This window comes from Streptomyces sp. NPDC051567 (assembly GCF_044454165.1).
Lineage (GTDB): Bacteria > Actinomycetota > Actinomycetes > Streptomycetales > Streptomycetaceae > Streptomyces.
On the sequence record NZ_JBITDK010000006.1, the window covers coordinates 230,243 to 244,872 of the forward strand.

15 protein-coding genes are annotated in these 14,630 nt (G+C 71.1%); 5 read left to right on the forward strand and 10 right to left on the reverse strand.

Annotated features, from left to right (window positions below; translation table 11 throughout):
* Positions 1-10: 10 nt before the first annotated feature.
* Together ACIA5F_RS10160 and ACIA5F_RS10165 are read right to left on the reverse strand one after the other, a co-directional pair.
* Positions 11-937 (reverse strand): hypothetical protein, encoded by a 927-nt coding sequence (locus ACIA5F_RS10160; protein WP_399351196.1) that lies wholly within the window; start codon positions 935-937, stop codon positions 11-13.
* A gap of 107 nt (positions 938-1,044) precedes the next feature.
* Positions 1,045-1,200 (reverse strand): hypothetical protein, encoded by a 156-nt coding sequence (locus ACIA5F_RS10165; RefSeq protein ID WP_399351198.1) that lies wholly within the window; start codon positions 1,198-1,200, stop codon positions 1,045-1,047.
* A gap of 243 nt (positions 1,201-1,443) precedes the next feature.
* Between ACIA5F_RS10165 and ACIA5F_RS10170 the strand changes: the two genes are divergently transcribed.
* Complete coding sequence (locus ACIA5F_RS10170) at positions 1,444-2,799, forward strand: tetratricopeptide repeat protein (RefSeq protein WP_399351199.1); 1,356 nt, start codon at positions 1,444-1,446, stop codon at positions 2,797-2,799.
* A 49-nt stretch (positions 2,800-2,848) separates the two neighbouring features.
* On the opposite strand, the gene ACIA5F_RS10175 is transcribed toward ACIA5F_RS10170, so the two are convergent.
* Together ACIA5F_RS10175 and ACIA5F_RS10180 are read right to left on the reverse strand one after the other, a co-directional pair.
* Positions 2,849-3,115 carry a winged helix-turn-helix domain-containing protein gene (locus ACIA5F_RS10175; protein WP_399351201.1) on the reverse strand — a complete coding sequence of 89 codons (267 nt, stop codon included), beginning with the start codon at positions 3,113-3,115 and terminating at the stop codon, positions 2,849-2,851.
* A 617-nt stretch (positions 3,116-3,732) separates the two neighbouring features.
* Positions 3,733-4,113 (reverse strand): VOC family protein, encoded by a 381-nt coding sequence (locus ACIA5F_RS10180; RefSeq protein WP_399351203.1) that lies wholly within the window; start codon positions 4,111-4,113, stop codon positions 3,733-3,735.
* Positions 4,114-4,604: 491 nt separating this feature from the next.
* On the opposite strand from ACIA5F_RS10180, the gene ACIA5F_RS10185 reads away from it, so the two are divergent.
* Positions 4,605-5,222, forward strand: a complete 618-nt coding sequence (locus tag ACIA5F_RS10185) for a peptidase inhibitor family I36 protein (RefSeq protein WP_399351205.1) — start codon at positions 4,605-4,607, stop codon at positions 5,220-5,222.
* A 262-nt stretch (positions 5,223-5,484) separates the two neighbouring features.
* Here ACIA5F_RS10185 and ACIA5F_RS10190 read toward each other — a convergent pair whose 3' ends face one another.
* A complete protein-coding gene (locus ACIA5F_RS10190) occupies positions 5,485-5,913 on the reverse strand; it encodes a hypothetical protein (RefSeq protein WP_399351207.1) in 429 nt (142 codons plus the stop codon).
* 56 nt (positions 5,914-5,969) lie between these two features.
* Between ACIA5F_RS10190 and ACIA5F_RS10195 the strand changes: the two genes are divergently transcribed.
* Complete coding sequence (locus ACIA5F_RS10195; protein WP_399351209.1) at positions 5,970-6,740, forward strand: ATP-binding protein; 771 nt, start codon at positions 5,970-5,972, stop codon at positions 6,738-6,740.
* A gap of 108 nt (positions 6,741-6,848) precedes the next feature.
* On the opposite strand, the gene ACIA5F_RS10200 is transcribed toward ACIA5F_RS10195, so the two are convergent.
* Positions 6,849-7,640: an aminotransferase class IV gene (locus ACIA5F_RS10200; RefSeq protein WP_399351211.1), complete on the reverse strand. Its 792-nt coding sequence runs from the start codon at positions 7,638-7,640 to the stop codon at positions 6,849-6,851.
* A 122-nt stretch (positions 7,641-7,762) separates the two neighbouring features.
* On the opposite strand from ACIA5F_RS10200, the gene ACIA5F_RS10205 reads away from it, so the two are divergent.
* A complete protein-coding gene (locus ACIA5F_RS10205; protein WP_399351213.1) occupies positions 7,763-8,551 on the forward strand; it encodes an alpha/beta fold hydrolase in 789 nt (262 codons plus the stop codon).
* 350 nt (positions 8,552-8,901) lie between these two features.
* Here the strand turns inward: ACIA5F_RS10205 and ACIA5F_RS10210 are convergent, their stop codons facing one another.
* Positions 8,902-10,881, reverse strand: a complete 1,980-nt coding sequence (locus ACIA5F_RS10210; RefSeq protein WP_399351215.1) for a hypothetical protein — start codon at positions 10,879-10,881, stop codon at positions 8,902-8,904.
* 227 nt (positions 10,882-11,108) lie between these two features.
* Between ACIA5F_RS10210 and ACIA5F_RS10215 the strand changes: the two genes are divergently transcribed.
* Positions 11,109-11,465, forward strand: coding sequence for a hypothetical protein (locus ACIA5F_RS10215; protein ID WP_399351217.1), 357 nt, complete (start codon positions 11,109-11,111; stop codon positions 11,463-11,465).
* A 116-nt stretch (positions 11,466-11,581) separates the two neighbouring features.
* On the opposite strand, the gene ACIA5F_RS10220 is transcribed toward ACIA5F_RS10215, so the two are convergent.
* The 3 genes from ACIA5F_RS10220 to ACIA5F_RS10230 all read right to left on the reverse strand — a co-directional run bounded on the left by ACIA5F_RS10220 (position 11,582) and on the right by ACIA5F_RS10230 (position 14,458).
* Complete coding sequence (locus ACIA5F_RS10220) at positions 11,582-11,839, reverse strand: esterase-like activity of phytase family protein (RefSeq protein WP_399351219.1); 258 nt, start codon at positions 11,837-11,839, stop codon at positions 11,582-11,584.
* Positions 11,840-12,065: 226 nt separating this feature from the next.
* Positions 12,066-12,899 carry a DUF1259 domain-containing protein gene (locus ACIA5F_RS10225; protein ID WP_399351221.1) on the reverse strand — a complete coding sequence of 278 codons (834 nt, stop codon included), beginning with the start codon at positions 12,897-12,899 and terminating at the stop codon, positions 12,066-12,068.
* A gap of 368 nt (positions 12,900-13,267) precedes the next feature.
* Complete coding sequence (locus tag ACIA5F_RS10230; RefSeq protein WP_399351223.1) at positions 13,268-14,458, reverse strand: agmatine deiminase family protein; 1,191 nt, start codon at positions 14,456-14,458, stop codon at positions 13,268-13,270.
* Positions 14,459-14,630 lie beyond the last annotated feature (172 nt).

Here is a 14,630-nt window from a genome sequence, read left to right on the forward strand (position 1 = left end):
CAGGGTGGCACTACAGGCGGTCGGTCTGCTGGCGCAGGTCGGCCAGCAGCTCCACCCCGTGCGGGGTGAAGTTCTCACTCAGGAGTTCGAGTTCGCGCATGAGGTAGCGGACGGCGGGCAGGCCCTCGTCATAAGCGGCCTGGAAGCACGCGCGCTCGTTGGCGGTCAGGTCGTTCCGGTCCAGCTCGGTGCGGCGGAACCTCAACAGCTGGTTGTAGACACAGGTCGCGTGGAAGGCCCGGTCCACCTCCCAGTACTGGTTGCGCGCGACGCCCTGCCCCGCTCGCCACCGGATCTCGATCTTCGGGGACTCCTTGGACGAGTACCCGTCCGCGAAGACCTGGTGCTGAAGGATGTGGAAGCTGATCGACTGGTGCGTCCCCTCGTGCAGCAGGTTCTCCGCCAGGAAGCGGGGAGACGGCTCCGGGCCGACTGTGTTCGGGGGGATGTGGTGCCGGGCCTTGTCGGAGAACACGACGACGTACGGGAGCGCCGGGTCACTGGAACTGGTCAGCGAAGAAGCGCGGACGCCGGGCGTGAGCCCGACCCACAGCAGGCCACGGACGAACTCGCGCACGCGGGCGAATCCCTCGGGGTGGACCAGCGACAGCCGGTCCAACGCCTCGGACAGTGCCTCGCGGCGTTCGTCGGTGTGCTCGGCGATCTCGTAGTTCGTCAGGCTGATCTCGTCGGCGATCTCGCCGGGAAGCTGGGCGTCGAACCAGCCGAAGGACACACCGGCCACGGTCACGTTCTCGCTGCGCAGGGAACGGGCGTGCTGCGCGTAGGGGGTGCCGGACTTGATGAGGCGTTCCATCAAGGCGAACGGCATGGCGCTTTCGGCGCCCTCCTCCCGCAGGCGGAGAAGCTCCGGGTCCTTCCGGCTGAGGTCGAAGAAGGAGCCTGCCGGGACGCTGGTGGCGATGGTGGTGTTCACTGCGGACTCTCCTTGCTCGGGACTGTGAGGCGATGCGGGCCGGCCCGGTGGCTTCCCGAGCCGACCCGCCATGCCGTCAACTACTCGGCATCAACTGCTAGTTGCTGTCAGACCTCGACGGCCACGGGCGCGAAGTCGCCGTCCGGGACCATGTGGTCCAGGTTCCGCGTCAGGGACGCGACGGCCACGGGCGCGAAGTCGCCGTCCGGCACCGAGTGGTCCAGACGGCGCGTCAGGTTGCTGACCTCGATCTTGGCGGGCATAGTCCTGCTCCTTCCATGGGAACTACTGCGGGTTGGTGCTCCCCTCCGAGGTTCGGGGAGGAGTCTGCGAACCGCTGGCGGGTCCACCGCACGGCTTGCGGCCGGTGTTGCCTTGCCGTACCGGCCGGGCGGGTGCCCCTGACCTGTCGGTGCAATCAGTGAACAGTCAGTCACGCTCCGGGGGTACGGTGGGAGCACACCGATCCCGTTCAACCCGTTCAAGATCGCAATTAGGGGCGACAGTTGACGGACACTAAGGCACCAAACGAGGCACTGACCCGTGTCATCGCCGAGGCCGGATGCACGTACCAAGCACTGGCGACGACAGTGCGCGCGGTCGCTTCCGAGGCGGGGGAGTACCTGGCAACGGCACCCTCGGCCGTCGCTCACTGGGTGGCCGGCGGAACCCCCACTGGCCGCACACCGCTGTACCTCGCCGAGGCCCTTACCCGGAAGACGCGCCGCAAGGTGACCGTGGCGGAGATCGGATTAGGGTCGGAAGCGATCGGGGAGGTTATGAGTGCCGACCCGCTGGCCACCGCCGCCGACCTCGGGAGAGCCGTGATGCAGTCCCGCCGTGACTTCCTCGCCAGTGTGTTCGCCACCGCAGCTGTGGCGCTGCCGCTGACTTACGACCACCAAGCGGTCGCCGCCACCTTGCGAGCGGGAAGGACCGGCGGCCGGGTGGGCGTCGGCGAGGTGGCCACCGTCCGGCACATCACCAGCGTGTTCACCGCCGCTGACGAGCGTCTTGGCGGTGGGCACGGGCTGAGTGCGGTGACCACCTACCTGACCGACACGGTGGTGCCGATGCTCCAGGCCGTGTACCCCTCCGAGGCGATTCGCCGGGACGCTTACGGCGTGGCGGCCGAACTGTCGTACCTCGCCGCCTGGAAGTACCACGACCTGGGCCGGGAGGGCGCCGCACAGCGGTACTACCTCCTCGGCTACCAACTCGCCTGCGAGAGCGATCCGACAGGACACGGAGCCTGGATGATGCGCGCTCTCGCCCATCAGGCTCTCAACCTCAAGCAGCCGGAGTTCTGCGTCGAACTGGCGGAGGAGTCCCTACGTCGAGCACGCGGGAAGGTGGACCCGCAGACCGAGGCCCTGTTGCTGATCACGAGCGCCAGGGCGTACGGAGCCGTGGGAAGCGGGAAGAGGGCTGCGGCGGCGCTTCTCGCAGCCGAGGACGCCATGCTCGACACCGCGACGCCGCCCGCGTCTTTCACGGCGGCTACCGGGCCGGTAGCGGCAACCGTCGCCTCTCACACCGCCAAGACGCTGGCCGAGCTGAAAGACCACCAGGCGGCCGAGCGCCACCACCGGGCCGCCCTCGCCGGTCGTGACCCCGAGGCGTTCCGGCGCATTCACGCCCTGACGCTCGGGAATCTGGCCCGGTCCGTCGCTGCCCAGCGGCGTCACGACGAAGCTGTGGGGATCTGGGGCCAGTCGCTGGATTTCATGGACGGAGTCGTCTCGGACCGGCACAAGAAGGACCTTCACAAAGTCCGTACCACAATGACGAGTTGGGCCCGTCGCGGAATCCCCGGCGCCGCAGACCTGGGGCAGCGCGCTGCCGAACTCGTCCGAGCCTGACCCGCACCCACCCGGCTCCGCCCTACCGGTCAAGTCCGGTGGGCGGGGTCTACTGGTCTCCGGCGGTCTGGCCGGTCCGGTCCGCCACGAATGTGCCGCGCTGCGGAAGGGTCCGGACCCACCCTTCGGAGCGCAGGTACTCGACCGCATGGCGGGTGGTGTTCCGGGCAACGCCGTATGCCTGGATCAACGTGCTCTCGGACGGCACGCGGGCCCCGACTCGCAGTTCCCCGGACTGAATGGCCCGGATGATGTCCGCCGCAATCTGCTGATACGGGTGCGCCTCGGCGTCCGGGTCGATCGGGGTTACGTCCATTCTCGGCCTTCCGGCACGCAGCCGATACCGCTCCGCAACCGGTTCCGCCCCTACTCCGATACCGATATCCGGGGCTGTTCGGCCCCACCTGCGCGGACCGTGGGACGAGTCGCACGAGCTGTACACGGGCACAGTGGTTCGCCCGTACATAGACCACGGTGCATGGCTCGCCGAGTTGGACGAGATGCAACGCGAGTACGACGAGAGGCAGCGCCAGTGGGAGCGGCGAGAAGCGCTCCGCGCGGTGGTGCTGGGCCTCCCCGACCCCGGATACACCTATCCCGGCGCACACGCTCTCGCTGGGCCGGTGGCGTGATGGCTCGGGTGTTCATCAGGCGGCTTCCGGACGGCACCTGCCGAGGCAACACGAGGGGCCTACGGCAGTGCGCGCGGGACGGGTGGCAGATCCTCGCCGGAGCCCGATATGCGGTCCGCTACGAGCCCCGCACGCCGAACGACTGCCGACCGTGGACAGACGGGGTTACCCGGTTCTGGTCGCGTGACTGCTGGGCGGTTCCGCACCACGACGTTCGCTCCTCCGGGTGAGTCCAGCCCGATAGCAAGATGCCCCGTTCGGCCAAGTGCCGGGCGGGGCTTCTTTGTTACCTGACCTGCGGCTATGCTGCACAGAACTGGTAGTCACGTGTGTTGGGGTCGGCCATGACCACCCAGCTCCGGCCGGGGCCCTGACGCACGTCCGCCCTGGTGGCGCCGAGGCCGAGCAGCCGGGTCACTTCCTCGTCCGTGCCGACGTCGATCGGGCTGACGTCGAGGTGGAGCCGGTTCTTCACGGCCCTGCCCTCGGGCACTCGGATGAACTGCGAGGTGGGCGGCATCTGGCGGGCCCGGACCTCCTCGACGGTCGGCTCCCAGGAGCCGATCTCGACCTTGCCCTCGCTCCGGTCGATCACCCTGAAGTCCAGCACCACGCACCAGAAGGCCGCGAGCCGCTCCGGATCGTGGCAGTCGACGGTCAACTCGGTGAACCTACCGGTCATCCGCCCCCCTGGCAGTACAGAACAAGACTCGATCTTCCTGACCACCGGCGGACGAACTCAAGAAGGGTGCTGCGGCTCGCAGGTGACCGACTGGCAGAGGAGATCCCATGCCCCCCTCCAGTACGGACGCCCGCGGAAAACCCTGCCCGGAGCGCGAGATACGAGTACGAGCGCGAGCGGGAGGGCGGGCTCGCAGGCCGCCGAGGTCTCCCGCATCTCCCGCCGGTCGTCGGCACGGCACGGCAGCCACCGGCACCGGCATACGCACCGGAATGGGCGCCGCCACGGCCCGCGGCCCACCGCCGTCCGGCCATGAGGGCGCCCCGCGGTACCTCGTTCCGGTGAAGGAGGCGTGGCCTTCGCCATGCGCAGGGCGCGGCCCTGCGAGCATCCCGCCAGAAACAGTCAAGGCGTCATCGGAAGGCATGTGCCGAGCAGGGGGCGGGCCTTCAGCCGCCTCCGGCGCGGGCAGGCCGGCAAGGAGTGGACTCATGACCAGTCGGACAGGCCGCAGGCTCGGGACGATCGCGCTCGGACTCGCCACGGTAGCGGGAACGGCCCTGGTGGCCGGAGCGTCCGCGGCAGCCGGGGACGCGTGCGAGACCGGGCAGTTCTGTATGTACGAGAACAGCGACGGTACGGGGCAGGATCAGCGGGTCGGCAATCAGTACGAGGGCAACTGCCTCCGGGCCACCATGATCCTGGCCGACCACTCCCTCCACCAGGCCAGGAAGATCTTCAACAACACACCGTGGCGGGCAGCCGCCTTCAAGAGCAACGACTGCTCGGGAACACCGGCCGGCATCTTGCCGTCCACCGCAACGGTCACCACAGACGGTGGGCCGCTGTCGTTCCGGCTCTTCGACTGCGAGGACGGCAAGGTCTGCTTCTGGGAGGGCGTGGGCTTCAGCGGGACGAAGAGCACCAAGGACTGGGCGCACTCCTGCGCGCCCACCGGGGTCGAAGCCAGGTCGGTGTGGAACCGCTCCAGCAAGGGGATCGGCATCTACGTCGGCTGGGCGTGCGTGGGCGCGGGCTGGAAGGGCGACGTGGCCCCAGGCGCGTACACGTTCCCGAACGAAGGCGTCTCCAAGTTCAGCCGCGTCTGACAGAAGGACCCCGCCCGTCGAGGACCGGGCTCGTCGGCGTCAGATCCCCGGGCCGGTCGTGAGCGGCACAACGGCCGGCCCGGGGGAGGGAAGGCGCGCCCGGGACACCCGCACGCACGGCGGGGCCCCGGGCGCTCCGTCGCGCGTCGGTTGTCGGCTGTCGCAGAGCGACCGCGCCCACAGCGCCGACCGGCTCCGTCCGGGAGAAGGCCACGGTCCGGGCCGTGGCCCCCGGGGAAGAGGGGGTGCCGGCTGCGAGGGGTCAGTGCCCGGGGCGGCCGGTTCCGGTCTTCCGCCCCAGGGAGGCGATCAAGAGCGAGAGGAGGGCGGTCACGACCAGGCTCCCGACCATGACCAGACCTACGCCGATCACGAAGAGTCCGCTCGCGTCGTCCGACCAGTCGTAGGCGGCGGCAACGGTCAGCCCGGTGGTGGTGCCGAGCACCGCAGCCGCGACGTACTTCCGGGAAGCCGCCCAGTACACCGGTGCCAGCAGGGTCAGCCCGAGCCCGATCACCTGCCACGCCTCGTAGGGGCCGGTCGTCGAACCGTCAGGGTGTGCGTCACGGTGCTGGTCCCAGCCCAGCCAGGCGGCCCACACCGTCATCGTCACCCCGGCCAGCACCAGGGCCGCCAACAGGTGGTGAACAGGTTTCCGCGGTCCTTCACGTTCCTCGTGTCCTTTGCTCATGGCTCCAGTGTTCCCGCCAACCAGGTGATGCGGGGCAGGACGAGGGGAGTTGGACCGTGAAACTGGTGCTCTCCCTCCTCGGTGATCCGACACTCGCCAGGGTCGGGCGCGGCCTTGACGACTTCCTGGCGCCGTTGTCCCTGGCGCCGTTGTCCCTGGCGCCGGAGGTCCGGTCCGCCGTCCACCTCGCGGTGCACGAGGCAGCCCTGAACGCGTTGCGGCACGCGGGTGGTGAAGGCGGGACCACCGCGACGCTGGAACTCGCGGTCGACGACGGCTGCATCGTGGCGACGGTCACCGACGACGGCCCCGGGTTCGATCCTGTGGCCGTTCCCGACCCCCGCACCACCGACCGTCTGCGCCGTCCCCATGGCCGGGGCATCTTCCTGATGCGCCACCTGATGGACCGCGTCGACTTCGACTTCCCCGTCGGCGGGGGCACCCGTGTCACCCTCCGCCGGTCCTTCACCCACGCGGCCCGGCACCGGGCGCGTCACTCCAGAGAACGGGAAACCACCATGTCCGTAACCTCGACGATCACTCCCGACGGCAGCAAACTCATCATCACGGTCAAGGGACGTTTCGACTTCAGCACCCACCAGGAGTTCCGCGAGTCGTACGAAAAGTTCCACGGGCAGCAGCCGGAGACGGTCGTCGTCGACCTGGCGGAGTCCACCTACATCGACTCCGCGGCGCTCGGCATGCTCCTGCTGCTCCGGGACCACATGGGTGGCGACGCATCCCGGATCAGCATCGTCAACAGCGGCCCGGACACCCGGAAGCTCCTCGCGATCGCCAACTTCGACAAGCTCTTCGACATCAGCTGACACGGGCCCGGCCGCGTCGCCACCCCGGCCGCGTCGCCACCCCGGCCGGGGGCCGCCCCCCGCCCGGCCCCCCGCCCCATACCCCCCGCCTCATGCTCGTTCCCGCCCCTACAGCCGTTCCGGTGCCACGCCCGCGTACGCCTCCCGCAGTGCGGTGACCACCGGGTCGTCGGTGCGGAAGGCGATCTCGTCCACCGAGCCCACCGACCGCACACCGATGGCCGTGTTCGTCGCGAACGCGGCCCGCATCGACCGCAGCAGGCCGTCCGTCACCGGCGCGCTGACCTGCCCGCCGGGGGCCGCCGAGCGGAGCAGCCGCATGGTGACCCCCGGCAGGACGTCGGCCTTGGGCCACACCACGGTCCCGGCCGCGTCCACGAAGCCGATGTTCCAGGTGCAGCCTTCCGAGACCAGCCCGTCGGCGCCGGTGAACAGCACGTCGTCGAACCCGGCGAGCCGGGCCGCGCGCCGCAGCCGCAACTGCCCGAAGAGCGCGACGTGCTTCACCGTCGGCGCGTCACGGTGGTAGGTGAGCCGCTGCACCCGCAGCGCGGGCAGCGGGCCCGCGCCGTCGCCCGCCGGCCGCGTCGTCACCAGTACACCGGGCCGGGCCGCCCGGTCGGGGGCCGCCAGCTCCAGCCCCGGGTCGAACACCGTGACGCGCACGGTGCGCCTCCCGGCGCGCCCGCCCACCTCCCGCCGGACACACTCCCGCACCCACTCGGGGTCCAGCTCCGCGCCGAACACCGTCCGGCAGTCACCGACCAGCCGGTCGAGGTGGAGCGCGAGCCCCCGTACCGCGCCGTCCTCCACGACCATGCTGGTGAAGTGCCCGTAGTTGGTGAGCGCGAGGGCCTGTAGGTCGGCGACAGCGACGGGCGATCCGTTCAAGGTGGTCATGTCCCCAGTCTGCCCCCAGTCCGCCCTCGGCCCGTCGCCACGGTCGACGGGGAAGGCACGAGGGGACGGACGGTGTGATATTCGTAAGGCGGTTCGAGCGCCCGCTGGGTAGGGTCTGCCGGATGACGCTCTCTCATGACGTGGCCGGAAACGGTCCCGCGCTGGTACTGCTGCATTCCGGGGTGTGCGACCGGCGGATGTGGGACGCACAGTGGCCGGCCCTGATCGATGCCGGTTACCAGGTGGTCCGCTGCGACTTCCGCGGCTTCGGCTCCACTCCGGCGGCGGACCGGCCGTACAGCGACGCCGAGGACGTACGGGAACTCCTGGACACCCTCGGCATCGCGCGGGCGGCGCTGGTGGGAGCCTCGTACGGCGGGCAGGTCGCCCTGGAGATCGCCGCGCGCCGGGCGGAGCGGGTGAGCGCCGTGGCGCTGCTCTGCTCCGCCCGGCCCGGGCACGAACCCTCCGGCGAGCTGCGTGCGCTCGGTGAGCGGGAGGAAGCGCTGATCGAGGCGGGTGACCTCACCGGGGCGGTGGAGCTGATGGTCGACACCTGGCTGGGCCCGGACGCCGCGGAGACCGCCCGGGAGGCGGTGCGCCGGATGCAGCGGCGCGCCTACGAGGTGCAGCTGGCCGCCGCGGGGGAGTTCGAGCCGATCGAGGCCGAGCCCGACCTGGGCGCGGTCCGGGCCCCCTGCCTCGTGGTGTCGGGCGGGCACGACCTGGCGGACTTCCGGGAGATCGCCGCCCAGCTGCCGGCCCTGCTCACGACCACGACCGCCCACCACGTCGACCTGCCCTGGGCAGGCCACCTCCCCAACCTGGAACGGCCTTCCGCCGTCACCGGTCTCCTGGTCGGCTTTCTGCGCGAGAAGGTCCTCGCCCAGAGCCCCGGTGAACGCCGCTGAGCGCATCCGGCGCGTTCCGTCCAGGGGGCCGGGCACCCCCTGGGGCGGGGGCCGGCCCCCTGGTCGCGCGGTCGGCCGCTCGGCAGCGTGGGCGTCATGAACACCCCTGCGAAGAAGGCCCGGCCGAGGGCGGCCGTCACCGCCAGCGGCAAGACCGCCACCCCGCCCAGTTGATGCGGGCGGAGCGCGCCGTCCAGCGGCTCGTGGAGCGCACCCTGTGCGGCTGAGCCGCAGGTCAGCCACGGTCACCGTCTTCCGGCACGAGGAAGTGCCGGAAGACGGCTGCCAGGGCGGACATTCCTGTCGGGCCGGGTGGCGGCGGGGTGCCCGGGGCTCGCCCCGTCCGGCGGTCAGGTGGTCCGGTAGGCGATGTGGAGGGTGTCGCCCGTGCCGCCCGCGAGGGCCGGTTCCGACATCGTGGACGCGCCGGGGACCTGCTGGTGGAAGCCGCTCCAGGCGGTGCCGTTGAACGAGTTGAGGTAGATCGTGGAGTCCAGAGCGCGTACCGCGCAGTACAGGACGCCGCCCCGGACGGTCAGGGCCGGGGCGCTGTCGGTCCTGCCGCCGAGGTTCGCCGCCGCGGACCAGGAGCTTCCGTCGTGGCTCAGGACGTACGTCGCGCCGTCGAAGCCGACGCAGGCCAGGTAGAGCTTGGTGTCCAAGGTGGTGAGCGCGGGGGCGTGGAAGGTCTGCAAGGAGCCCACCTTGGTGAAGCCGCCCCAGGTGGAACCGCTCAGCCAGGAGAGGTAGACGTGCGCGTCGGTCGCCCAGCCCCGCACGGCGCAGTGGAGCGTACCGCCCCGGCCGGCGAGGGCCGCGCCCGCGGAGCTGCTCCCGGGGAGCCTGGCGGGCGCGCCCCAGGTGGTTCCGTCGAGGCGCGAGACGTACAGCTCCCCCTTCTCCCCGCCGCTGGACACGTACAGGGAACCCGCGTTCACCGCCAGCGCGGGCGGGGTCCAGCTGGTGAGGCCGGGAACGTACCCGTAGCCCTGCCACGCGCCGCCGCTGACCCTGCCGATGTGGACGCCGCCGTTGAGCCCGCGCGAGGCGACGTGGAGATCACCGTTGTGGACGGCCAGCGAGGGACCCCGGTCGGTGTGCCCGGGAAGCCGGAGGGTCGTACCCCACTGGCTGTTCGCGGGGGAGACCAGCTTGATGTCGCCGGGCGCGTCGGCGGGGGGCGGGCTGCCGATCCACTTGAGCTGGAGGCGGTGGCGGCCCTCGGCGTCGCCGCCGTTGAAGACCCAGCCGGTCGACCCGGCGCCGCCGCTGGTCACCAGCTGGCGCAGCGCGGACTGGGTGAAGACGAGCGTGCGTTCCTGGACGAGGTCGTCGTTGTTGCGGAACAGGTCGATCAGCCAGGCGATGATGCGGGCGACGATCGCGGTGATCTGCACGTAGTCGAGGAAGTCGCCGTACTGGGGCGCCAGGTAGCCGTAGATCTCCATGGTGTCGACGAACTTCTGCAGCTCGACGCTGATGGCCCTCAGCTTGTCCCGGAGCTGGTTGCGCCACGGCTCGCCGCCGTCGTCCTCCTCCCAGCAGGAGATGTTGCACACCAGCGTGGTGTCCACGCGGCCGTTGTAGAGCGTGGTGTTCGCCCCGAAGTCGTGCCACTCGCCCTTGTCGACGTTGGTGAACACCCGGCTGAGGAGTTCCTGGCGGGAGCTGAACGCGCCCACCGAACTCGCTCCCCAGTAGATCTCGTCGGACGCGGACCATTCGTTGGACTCGTCCTCGCACAGGAACGAGTACATGTCCACCCGCGCCACGAACGAGGCGTTCACACCGGGCTCCGGCGCGGGCGGCGGCGCGGACGCGGTCACCAGCGTCGCCCCGTAGCCGTAGGCGGCCTGGCCGGTGATGAACTCCGCGGTGTCGAAGGTGTCGCCCTCCTGGGGGGAGGTGCTCAGGTCGACGACGCTGACGTTGGCCTGGGCGAGGATCTCCTCCCGCAGCGAGGGAAGGTCCTTGACCAGGTCCTCCATCGAGTAACCGTCGTCCACGGTACGGCGGGTGAGCACCTCCGGCAGCACCGCGGCCGTCGTGCGCGCCGTGCTCTCCTCCCGGTACAGGCGCCCGAAGCCGTGCACCTCCTCCTCGGGCAGGAGCAGCCGCAGCGGAGCGACCATCCGCGCCTCCAGGTCCGTCAGCTCCAGCCCGGCCTCCAGCCGGGCCGCCGCGTGCAGCATCACCCCGAGCAGCAGGTTCGACCCGGGCGACGGCTGGGTGCGCTGGGCGGCGCGCGGGCCCACCGGCCTGCCCCGCAACTGCCCCCGCAGCCGCTCCAACCGTTCCGCCGCCGTCGTCCCGAACTCGACTGACGTCATGAGCGACTCCCCCAGATACGACGACCACGGCCCGGACGACCGCGTGCGCCGATCCTCGCACCGCCATCACCCAGGGCGACAGGTTGTTTGCGGCCAGTAAAAGCCCTCTCCGTCGGGCGATGCGGCCGGGTGGTCCAGCCGGGTGATTCAGCTGGATGGTCCATCCGGACGGTTCCCGCCGGGGCAGGGGAGCGTTACCCTTCCCGGCCCCGGCCGTTGAGCCGACCATGATGACCCGACGCATGACCGCCGCCCTGGGCGTCTTCGCCACGGCCGCCCTGCTCGCACTCTCCGTACCCACCACCGCCCATGCCGCCGAGTGCGGGGTCCGCTCCGACGGCCGCCTGTACTGCGGCAACACCGTCGGGGCGAAGGGGTACGCGGACCGCTCCTACCGTTCGGCGACCCGCGGCACCCTCACCACCGGCTTCAACTGGTTCGTGTGCTGGGGCCACGGCGACCCCCACCAGGGCCAGAACGACATCTGGTACTGGACCCAGCTCGACAACGGTCAGTGGGGCAACGTCCCCGCCGTCTCCCTCCACACCGGCCAGGACCCGGCCCCCGGCCTGCGCCAGTGCTGAACCCGTAGCGGCCCCTGTTCCCGGGAACAGGACCCGGGAACAGGACCCGGGAACAGGGAACAGGCGCCACGCCCGGCCCTCGTGGCCGGCCGTGGCGCCCGGCTCGTCACCCCAGGTCATGCCCTCGGTGCTGCCGACCGTGGACAGGCCCAGGTCGTGGAAGTCCGCCACCAACTGCTTGCGCATCGGTACCGGCAGCTCCACGGGTCCACCCGTAGCTCCTCCGGGTCCACGGCCTTGCCGTCACCGGTGCTCGGCGGCGGGTAGGCCGAGCCGTCCGGTTGCAGGAACGGGTGGGTGCCGGTGAAGTCGACGGAGTGCACCCCGGCGCCGTCCACCGTGATCCTGGCGGTGTAGAAGCGGGCGGGCTGCAAGGGCCGAGCGGTCGTCGCCGATCATGACGTACTCGCCCGTGCACGGGTCCCGGTCGATCCCGGACAGCCCGCCGACCGTGGTGTTCCGGAAGGACAGCCGGTGCGGGACGGTCTTCTCGCCCAGCAGCCGGGCCGAACCGGTGAACCGCTGAACCGGTCGTGGCGGTGGGCTCGTTCAGGTGCTCAGGTGCTCAGGTGCTCAGGTGCTCAGGTGCTCAGGTCGCCGTCAGGTGGCGGGTCCGACGTTGGTGGCGGCCACCGCGGGGCGAAGTGCCCGGGCGAGGGTGACGGCGTCGCCCACGGCCCAGAGGTGGACGAAGAACAGGCGGGGTTCGTCCGTCAGGCCGTGGTTGTGCAGCTCGACGAGATCGATCCCGCCGCGCCGCAGCGCCGTGAGGGCCTCCTGGACCTCGCCCGCGACCATGGCGAGGTCGCCGTTGAGCGCGGCCCGGCCGCGTCCCAGCGGCTGGAAGTTGAAGGCGGTGGTCGCCCCCAGCCCCGGGGGCAGGATGTGCCCCTCGTCGACGACGGTCTCGCGGCGGACGAAGACGGAGGTGTAGACATCGCCGTTGTTCGTTCCCCTGACGCCCAGCGCGGCGTCGATCCCGGCGGTGTCCAGATCGAGGGGCCGGAGCGGGACCGGCGGTGCCGGGGGCGGGGTGGCGGTGTGATCGAGCGCCACGCGCAGACGGCGGGCGAGCGCCACCGCGTCGTGGCCGTGTGCGCAGATGTGGGTCCACCAGACGTCAGGGGTCTGTGAGAGCAGGTGCTTGTGCAGGGCGGTCTGCGGGATTGCCTGGGCCTGCAGGGCATCGGTCACCCGCTGCAACTCGGTTTCGGCGACCACCAGGTCGCCCATCAGCAGGTTGCTGCCGTTGTCGTACCGGACGAAGGAGACGTGCGAGCCCAGCGAGAGCCCCGGTGTGACGGTGACACCGCGGGTGACCACGCGCAGGTCCCCACGGGGGAAAGCGGTGTGATAGTGCGTCCCGCGGATCAGGTTGCCCGGCCGGCCCAGCGCCTGCGCGACCCCCTTCCAGTCCGCCTCCGTGGTGGGCACCGGCCTGCCCGGTTCCCCACCATTCGTCTCACCCCTCTCACCCCTCTCAGCTGCTCCGCCTGTTCCACTCGTTCCGCCGGCCGGGGCCGGCTCGGCGTGAGCGATGGATGCTCCCGTCCCGGCCAGTACCGGCGTCAGCGCGGCCGAGGCCAGCAGCTGCCGTCGCGGAACACCGGCTCGCGCCCGCACACCCTGACGATGGTCTTCGCTCATCGCGTGCACACCTTCATGAAAGGGATGCAAACACACGAATACCCTCTTCCCCCGCCGCCACAGCGAAGCGGCGCGCACCGATGATCCATCGAACGGGTGGGTGGTGCGCGACGGTGCGGTGTGTGCGGTGTGCGAGGCGTGCGCGGGGCGTGCGGTCAGGCGGCGGGTTTGCCGGGCTGGTCGTGGGTCGCGCAGTGGATGCCGCCGCCGCCCGAGGCGATCGTGTCGATCTCGACCGGCACGATGTCCCGCCGGGGGAAGTGCTCCCGCAGGATGGAGCGGGCGCGGTCGTCGGCCTTGCCGTCGCCGAACCTGGGCATGAAGACGGCGCCGTTGGCGATGTAGAAGTTGGCGTACGTCGAGACGAAGTCGTCGCCCTCGCCGGTGATCCGGTTCAGGTCGGGCTGGGGCAGGTCGATGACCTGGAAGCGCCGGCCACGGGCGTCCGTCGCCTTCGACAGGACGGACTTCGCCTGGTCGGCCGAGCGCGACCAGGAGTCCTGCGGGGTGCCGGGGTGCGCGCGGTCCAGCAGGACCACCCCGGGCGCGGTGAAGCGTACGAGGCTGTCCACGTGGGCGTCGGTGATGTCCTGCCCGCGCACACCCGCCAGCCAGACCACCTTCTCGACGCCCAGGGTCTGCTTCAGCTCCGCCTCGATCGTGTCCCGGCTCTTGCCCGGGTTGCGGTTGTCGTTGACGATCGAGCTCTCCGTGATCAGCAGGGTGCCCTCACCGTCGGGTTCGAAGGAGCCGCCCTCCGAGACCAGCGGGGCCTGGACCCGGGGAATGCCGTACTTCCGCAGCAGGGTGCGGCCGACCAGGGCGTCGTTCGCGTGCTCCTGCTTCTTGCCCCAGCCGTCGAAGTTGAAGTCGACGCCCACCACCTGGTGGCCCTCCTCGACGAACACGGGGACGGTGTCACGCGCCCACAGGTCGTCGACGGCCAGCGGGATGACCTCGACCTGGGAGCCGCAGGCCCGCTGGGCCGCGCTCACCTGGGCGGGCCGGGCCATCATGACGACCGCCTCGTACTCGCCGACGGCCCGCGCGATCCGCGCGATGTCCTCGCGTACGTAGGGCAGGTCCCCCTCCCACACCGAGGACAGCGCCGGCCAGGACATGAACGTACGGGTGTGGCTCTCCCACTCGGCGCCGAGGCGGCGCCCCGGGCCCGTCGAGGTCTGCGGGGAGGAGCCGACGGGGGTGCTGGGCCGTGGAGCGGTGCCGGGCGCGCTCGGCCCGGGGGCGGTGCCGGAGGTGCCGCAGGCCGAGGCGCCGAAGGCTGCGGCGCCGAGCGCGGCGAGGGTGCGCAGGGTGGTCCGGCGCGTGGGCGAAGGGTTCGGCACGGGGAACTCCGATCGTGGGGCTTGCGGAACGAGCGCATCCGGACAGGGCGGGGCGGGCGCGCGGGGCACGGCACGAGCCGCGACGGCCCGGACCCCTGGGCACCCGGACTCCTGAGGTGCCCGGGGCCCGGGGCCCGGGACCCTGAGACCTGGGGGCGTCCGAGCCCTTGGG

Coding starts and splice junctions, on each gene's coding strand:
- ACIA5F_RS10165 (WP_399351198.1), bottom strand. CDS start 1,200: ATGCCCGCCAAGATCGAGGTCAGCAACCTGACGCGCCGTCTGGACCAC.
- ACIA5F_RS10175 (WP_399351201.1), bottom strand. CDS start 3,115: ATGGACGTAACCCCGATCGACCCGGACGCCGAGGCGCACCCGTATCAG.
- ACIA5F_RS10180 (WP_399351203.1), bottom strand. CDS start 4,113: ATGACCGGTAGGTTCACCGAGTTGACCGTCGACTGCCACGATCCGGAG.
- ACIA5F_RS10185 (WP_399351205.1), top strand. CDS start 4,605: ATGACCAGTCGGACAGGCCGCAGGCTCGGGACGATCGCGCTCGGACTC.
- ACIA5F_RS10190 (WP_399351207.1), bottom strand. CDS start 5,913: ATGAGCAAAGGACACGAGGAACGTGAAGGACCGCGGAAACCTGTTCAC.
- ACIA5F_RS10200 (WP_399351211.1), bottom strand. CDS start 7,640: ATGACCACCTTGAACGGATCGCCCGTCGCTGTCGCCGACCTACAGGCC.
- ACIA5F_RS10205 (WP_399351213.1), top strand. CDS start 7,763: ATGACGCTCTCTCATGACGTGGCCGGAAACGGTCCCGCGCTGGTACTG.
- ACIA5F_RS10210 (WP_399351215.1), bottom strand. CDS start 10,881: ATGACGTCAGTCGAGTTCGGGACGACGGCGGCGGAACGGTTGGAGCGG.
- ACIA5F_RS10215 (WP_399351217.1), top strand. CDS start 11,109: ATGATGACCCGACGCATGACCGCCGCCCTGGGCGTCTTCGCCACGGCC.